The sequence below is a fragment of the Mesobacillus sp. genome (assembly GCF_049588175.1).
Lineage (GTDB): Bacteria > Bacillota > Bacilli > Bacillales > Cytobacillaceae > Mesobacillus.
In genome coordinates this window covers 1-4,574 of the sequence record NZ_JBAVFI010000758.1, presented here as the reverse complement: position 1 = coordinate 4,574, position 4,574 = coordinate 1, and the positions used below count along the sequence as shown (strand labels likewise).

General features: G+C 40.5%; 6 protein-coding genes. 3 read left to right on the top strand and 3 right to left on the bottom strand.

Annotated features, from left to right (window positions below; translation table 11 throughout):
• Nucleotides 1-107 precede the first annotated feature (107 nt).
• Nucleotides 108-254, bottom strand: a complete 147-nt coding sequence (locus tag WB217_RS18410; protein WP_423994769.1) for a hypothetical protein — start codon at nt 252-254, stop codon at nt 108-110.
• Entirely contained in the window at nt 244-1,059 is an 816-nt protein-coding gene (locus tag WB217_RS18405; protein WP_423994771.1) for a YitT family protein, read from the bottom strand. The genes WB217_RS18410 and WB217_RS18405 overlap by 11 nt, the downstream gene beginning before the upstream one ends.
• 278 nt (nt 1,060-1,337) lie before the next feature.
• On the opposite strand from WB217_RS18405, the gene WB217_RS18400 reads away from it, so the two are divergent.
• Both WB217_RS18400 and WB217_RS18395 read left to right on the top strand, forming a co-directional pair.
• Nucleotides 1,338-2,519, top strand: a complete 1,182-nt coding sequence (locus tag WB217_RS18400) for a CBS domain-containing protein (RefSeq protein WP_423994767.1) — start codon at nt 1,338-1,340, stop codon at nt 2,517-2,519.
• A 161-nt stretch (nt 2,520-2,680) separates the two neighbouring features.
• Entirely contained in the window at nt 2,681-3,238 is a 558-nt protein-coding gene (locus tag WB217_RS18395; protein ID WP_423994765.1) for a general stress protein, read from the top strand.
• Nucleotides 3,239-3,310: 72 nt separating this feature from the next.
• Here the strand turns inward: WB217_RS18395 and WB217_RS18390 are convergent, their stop codons facing one another.
• Complete coding sequence (locus WB217_RS18390; RefSeq protein ID WP_423994763.1) at nt 3,311-3,463, bottom strand: hypothetical protein; 153 nt, start codon at nt 3,461-3,463, stop codon at nt 3,311-3,313.
• A gap of 141 nt (nt 3,464-3,604) precedes the next feature.
• Between WB217_RS18390 and safA the strand changes: the two genes are divergently transcribed.
• Complete coding sequence (gene safA, locus WB217_RS18385; RefSeq protein WP_423994762.1) at nt 3,605-4,213, top strand: SafA/ExsA family spore coat assembly protein; 609 nt, start codon at nt 3,605-3,607, stop codon at nt 4,211-4,213.
• Nucleotides 4,214-4,574: the final 361 nt, after the last annotated feature.

The following is a 4,574-nucleotide window of genomic DNA, read 5'->3' as shown; positions in this document are numbered from 1 at the left end:
CCCTTGCAGTGTGCTCAAGAGTGTTTCCGGCAGATGCTAAATATAGCGATTATCTAGAATTACGTAGTAAATACCCTATAATTTTGTAGAGATTTTTCAAAGATATTTTAGAGAATACCTTCACTGTCATAGTGATTATCTAGAATATTGTAGAGAATAACTAAAGAAATGCCATTCAATTTCGTAGAGAACACTCTGATTACAGCAGACAATGCCCTGATAAAAGCAGATTTCCCTGCCAAATCAATGCGCATTACTCTTCCCAAAGTTACTTCCCGTTACATCGGCGACATTTTCGATTGCCACTAATGCATTTGGGTCCAAATCATGGACGGTAGAACGCAGTGTGGACAGTTCAATACGACTGACAATTGTATAGATGATCTTTTTAGGCTCGCTGGTAAAAACCCCTTCGCCATGAATATAGGTCATCCCGCGTCCTAGTTCCCTTAATAATGCTTCAGCGATTTCCTCAGGGATGTCTGAAATAATCGTTACTGATTTTAATTCCTCCATACCTTCAACAACAACATCGATCATTTTAAATGCGATAAAGTATGTAATGATGGAGTACATGGCCGTTTCCCAGCTAAACACTAACAAGGCAGCTAAAATAAAGATGAAAAAGTTCATGATCATAACAATTTGTCCGACTGACACGGTACGATTTTTGCTTACGAGGATGGCGATAATTTCTGTCCCGTCCAAAGCTCCGCCAGCACGGATAACTAGACCAACACCAGTACCAAGGATGACGGCACCAATAATCGTTGCTAAAAATAAATCATCGGTTACGCGGTCAAAATGGTGCAGGTAGGCTGTAGCTCCTGATAAAATCACAACTCCATATAAAGTACGGAGCGTGAACTTCCACCCCATTCTCCGATAACCAATATAAAGGAACGGGATGTTGAAAATGATTAAAAATATACTCATCGAAATGCCGGTTAATTCACCCGCAATAATGGATAGCCCGATCACGCCTCCATCCAAAATAGCATTAGGAACGAGGAACATATCAAGCCCAAATGCGGCAACGATTGCCCCGATCGTAATCATGACCACTTGTTTAATTTCTTTTACTACTCGTTTTTTCTTTGTTGCCACGTATGATCCAACCCTTTTCTTTATAAAATTTTCTCCAAAACCTTCAATATGTTAAATGGAAATCATGTATGTACTCCATTAATTGTAACAAACTTTTATAAAGTAAAAAAATAAAGAGGCCAACACTCCAGCTGTTCTGGTATTTTTAGATTATATAACCAGGATTACAAAAACAGGTATTTGGGGTAGTAAGACTAGTGTAAGAAGATATGAATTTTGGAGGGACCATTTTGGCTAACGATACTCAGGTTAAAGATAGATTCAATAAAAAGCAGACCGCGTTAAATACACAGGATACAGATCCAAAGAAAAGTAAGAAGAATTCAATGAACAGTAAAGATAAGCAATTCAAGGAAAACCAACAGGCACAAACGAAAGAAATACGTAATGAAAAAGACACTGAAAAGAAGACTCGACAGCCACGCCAAAAAGGCATGAAACAAAATTCGGTTGAGAAAAAAGATCAAGACGATAAAAGAAATAAACAGCCAATCGCCAATCATAACAAATCCTCAGAACGATCAAATGGAACGGGGGATCATCCAAAGCAAAGATCAAACGGCAATGATGATAAACCTTTGAATCAAAACGGAAATCAGAAAATCAATGCAGAAACTCAGCGCTCACAGGAACGTAAAGCTCAATCAAATGACACTAAAAAACAAGGCAGCAACGCTGAAAAAGAAAATGAGGTCAATCATAAAGAGCAGTCTGGAAAATTCGAGACCGCTTTTAACAGGATTCACAAGGCTTTAAGGGAAATGGTCAAGGAAACAGAAAGTGATGCATTTGTTGAGCTGTTATATTCAGGTTATAAAAACCATTCGCTCATCCGCAAATATAAGAGCGATTTGCACCAGTTTGCAAAGCTGCGTAATGCAATTGTCCATGAAAGAGTGAACGCCGATTACTATATCGCCGAGCCGCATATCGAGGTCGTTGAACGTATCGAGGAAATTTGCCGGGAGTTCGAGAAGCCGCAGACCGCACTTTCAATAGCGACAAGCCCGGTATTCTACTATTATGAGGATGCTTATCTTAAAGATGTACTTAAAGTAATCAATAAGTTTGATTTTACAAGATTCCCTGTGTACGACAAGGATGATAAATATGTTGCGCTCCTTACATCCACGGAAATCATCCAGTGGATGGCGCAACATTTCTCAAGTGAAGTCATCCATTTTGAAGATGTGCGGATCAAAGAACTGTTAACAAAAGGGAAGAACTATTTTGTCACCTTCGTGACCGAGGATGCATCGCTTTATGAAATTGAAGAATTGTTTGAACGCTACCATACAAGAGGCAAAAAACTTCAGGCTGTCATCATTACCGAAACAGGTGACCGCCATGGCAAGCCGATCGGCGTCATCACACCATGGGATCTTCTAGACAGCGATACCGCAGAAGATTGATTTGTAAATACTAACCGAATCTATAAAAATTTGCAATATTATTTAAATTAACCCTTGCAAACTATTCGACATTATGTTTACACCCCTCTTATACGGGTATCTTTAAAAAGGACTACTCGTCTAGTAAAAAAACTACTCGTCTACTAAAGGAGGATTTTATTATGTATTATGAACATGAAAAACACCTAGTTGGAGTATATGATAACGAGCGTGAGGCAATCCAGGCTGTTGAGGACTTGAAAAGACAAGGTTACTCAACAGAAGACATCTCTGTTATTAGTAAAAACGATGATGAGGTTGATCACATTAATGAAGCAACCGGTACGAAGACTGAGGAAGGTCTTGCTGCAGGTGCAGCAACAGGCGGCATCTTAGGCGGCCTTACAGGTTTATTAGCTGGAATTGGCGCATTAGCGATTCCTGGTATCGGGCCAATCGTAGCTGCGGGACCAATCGCTGCAACACTTACAGGTGCGGCAGTTGGAGCAGGTGCAGGCGGTTTAGCCGGCGCACTGATCGGTATGGGAATTCCAGAAGATGAAGCTGACCGTTACGAAGGCTATGTAAAAGAAGGAAAAATCCTTGTTGTTGTTGAGCGCGACGAAAACCGTGTTGGCTTTAATGACACAACTAGAACTGGTGTGGTAGATCCAATCAATGCACCTTTAACTTCGGACAACCCTGCCAACACACGATTAGACAACACTAGAGACTTTTAATAAGTCGATGTCATAAAAGAAGGCTGCCAAGCATTTGGCAGCCTTTTGGCATTTTTACGAGGATAATAGACTTCAGATCTGATCGTCCTCATTTCTTGTATCAAGTAAATCAATCCGACTAGCGTCATCCATATTAAATGAAGAAAAAATACCGTACATAAATGCTACGCCAGCCATGCCGAGACAAATGACAAAACCGATGGTCATCACCCAAAGATAGCCCATAATTTGCATTCCTCCCTTGTTAAAAACTATATGCAACACCTCAATGATGTTTTCACTTCAGAAGGAAAAAAAGCTTAAGTGGGATTTTAAAGTATATTTTCCATAAAATTTCTCATCCTAACATTCGAGGAGGAATGAATGATGGGAAAGAAAGTAATACTGGCAGTAGTCCTGCTATTCTGGCTGGTCCCAGCCATATCGTTTGCACAGCAGGTATATACTGTTCAGCCAGGTGATACTATGTGGAAAATTTCAGTGCGATACCAAGTCGGACTTTCAGAAATCATTGCCGCAAACCCGCAGATTAATAACCCTAGCCTGATTTATCCAGGACAAAAAATCAATATACCAGAATTAGGTGTCGCGAGATCGATTGATGATGACGTCATCAAGCTCACAAACGCAGAACGTGCCAGGCATGGCCTCAAACCGCTTGTCCAAGATGGTGAGTTATCAAGGGTAGCCAGATATAAGTCAGCAGATATGAGAAATAAAAATTACTTTTCACATACAAGTCCTACATACGGTGATCCTTCCAATATGATGAGGCACTTCGGCGTTTCCTACCGCAGTGCAGCCGAGAACATCGCTGCGGGACAAAAGACAGCAGGGGAAGTCGTCCAGTCATGGATGAACAGTCCTGCTCACAGGAAAAACATCCTGAACGGCACCTACACCCATATAGGAACCGGCTATGCCTCAGGCGGAGATTACGGGCATTATTGGACGCAGTTGTTTATCGCAAAGTAATGAAATTAATCTAATTGGTATTAAAACGAATTCAACTGGTATTAAATCAGTTTCAACTGGTATTAAAACGAATCCAACTGGTATTAAAATCGCTCCAACAAGTAATAAATCCAAACCAACAAGTAATAAATCCAAAACAACAAGTAATAAACCCATCACAATGGAGAAGTGGTCTAAATTCGCTCCCGAATTTTAAAGGAAAACCGCACGAATTGATGTAGAAATCTCTCTTTATATAAAAAAATGCCGGTCCAGACTAAACATCTGGCCGGCATTTTCAATTTTAATGCTTTTAACACCTGTACTGGCAATCCACCGAAGAAACGCCGCGTTCGCCTTTTTTCCATAAGCGGTACAGGGC

What these genes read in the sequence shown, in the direction of transcription:
- safA (WP_423994762.1), top strand. Translation starts at nt 3,605, where the DNA reads ATGGGAAAGAAAGTAATACTGGCAGTAGTCCTGCTATTCTGGCTGGTC.
- WB217_RS18395 (WP_423994765.1), top strand. Translation starts at nt 2,681, where the DNA reads ATGTATTATGAACATGAAAAACACCTAGTTGGAGTATATGATAACGAG.
- WB217_RS18410 (WP_423994769.1), bottom strand. Translation starts at nt 254, where the DNA reads ATGCGCATTGATTTGGCAGGGAAATCTGCTTTTATCAGGGCATTGTCT.
- WB217_RS18390 (WP_423994763.1), bottom strand. Translation starts at nt 3,463, where the DNA reads ATGGGCTATCTTTGGGTGATGACCATCGGTTTTGTCATTTGTCTCGGC.
- WB217_RS18405 (WP_423994771.1), bottom strand. Translation starts at nt 1,059, where the DNA reads ATGATTACGATCGGGGCAATCGTTGCCGCATTTGGGCTTGATATGTTC.